1 protein-coding gene is annotated in these 332 nt (G+C 61.4%); it reads right to left on the bottom strand.

Annotated elements, in window-relative coordinates; all coding sequences use genetic code 11:
- On the bottom strand, positions 1–246 hold a 246-nt coding region (locus AC2YI2_RS35210; RefSeq protein ID WP_487391150.1), incomplete at its 3' end, for a helix-turn-helix domain-containing protein.
- Positions 247–332: the final 86 nt, after the last annotated feature.

The raw sequence follows: 332 nt of genomic DNA on the forward strand, positions 1-332 counted from the left end.
CGGCTTGCCCGGAGCCTTGCCGTTGATCAGCCCGTCGGGACCGCGTGCGTTGAAACGCACCACCCAGTCGCGCACGATCTGAACCGTAACGCTACCGAGGCGAGCCGCATCGGCGCGCGAGCCGCCATCATAGATCGATGCGAGCGCGAGAAGACGTCGAGCCTGGTCGGCATCTCGTGTCTGCCGAGCCAGACGCCGCAACCCATCCCCATCGAAATCCGACCGCAAAGAAATCGCTGAACCCATCGCAAACCTCCTGTTTGCGCCACAGATTCAGATTCGTCGGCTTGTGGGAATCCCTCGACAGAGTCACGCTCAATGACGGTTGGTAT

It is taken from the genome of Rhizobium sp. SRI_017, assembly GCF_057586295.1.